Annotated in this window: 1 pseudogene; it reads right to left on the bottom strand. The window is 68.3% G+C overall.

What is annotated here, in order from left to right:
* A pseudogene (locus JAP66_RS32615) lies at positions 1–941 on the bottom strand (ISL3 family transposase); the annotation flags it as partial.
* Between the last annotated feature and the right edge of the window lie 59 nt (positions 942–1,000).

Here is a 1,000-nt window from a genome sequence, read left to right as displayed (position 1 = left end):
CTTCGGAGCCCGGACCAGACGCTCTGGCTGGTTGATCCGGGCGTAGCGCTTGACCGTGTTCAATGCGAGATTCAGCCGGCGGGCGCATTCCAGCAGGCCGACACCGGAATCGAGCGATCATGGACCTGCCGTCAGCGCTCCCGTGTGGTCTCGGCTTGTATGCCCTCTCGCGGCGGCGGCCCGGTCTTGCCCCAACAGTGCTGTGCGCGGCGACCTCTTTGATGACGGCCTTCGCGAGGTTGTGCCAGAGGTGCCAACGGTCGGCGACCTGCACCGCGTCGGGCAGGGCACGGCGGATCGCCTCGGCGTAGGCGGCCGAGCCATCCCGGCAGACCACCTCGACACCGGGATGCTCCCGTAACCAGGCCCCGAGCACCTCGGTCTTGCGCTCAGGCAACACGTCGACGCGCTCGCCGGTCTCCGCATTGATAATCACAGTCGCGTAGCGCTTCCGCTTACACAGCGCGAAATCGTCCACCCCGATCACCCGCGGCATCGGCCGGGCCGGGAGCGGAAGGCTCACCAACGCGCGCAGCGCGGTTGCCGCGACACCGCCACGCCGAGACCGGCCAGCACACGGGCGCGCCCGCACGCCCGGCCAGATCACGGACGACGACGCCCACCTGCGCTCGCAGCCGTACGGTGCGCCGCTGGTAGCGCTCGATCACACCAACCAGCTGCTCACGAAAAGTCTGCCGCGGACAGTCGAGCGTTCCACAGCGCAACCTTCGCGCCCGCAGTCGTATCAGGACTCGCCGCCCATCCACCGGGACATCGGCCAACTGCCGGGCGAAGTAGCCGTGCACCCGCCCCGCCGGCACCCCGCATCCCGGGCAGGCCACCGGCACCGGACGCGTCGATGCCCACACCACCAGTGCGCCCGCGCCACCCTCAACACCCTCGATGAGCAGGGAAGACAGTCCGGAGAACACCAATCTCAAAGTTGATCAAACTCGCACTGGCGTCACGCTGGCACACAGCACCACATTCGACACGAACC

This window comes from Qaidamihabitans albus, assembly GCF_016464705.1.
Classification (GTDB): domain Bacteria; phylum Actinomycetota; class Actinomycetes; order Mycobacteriales; family Pseudonocardiaceae; genus Qaidamihabitans; species Qaidamihabitans albus.
The sequence above is the reverse complement of the archived record's forward strand: the minus strand, read 5'-3'. Positions and strand labels throughout refer to the sequence as shown.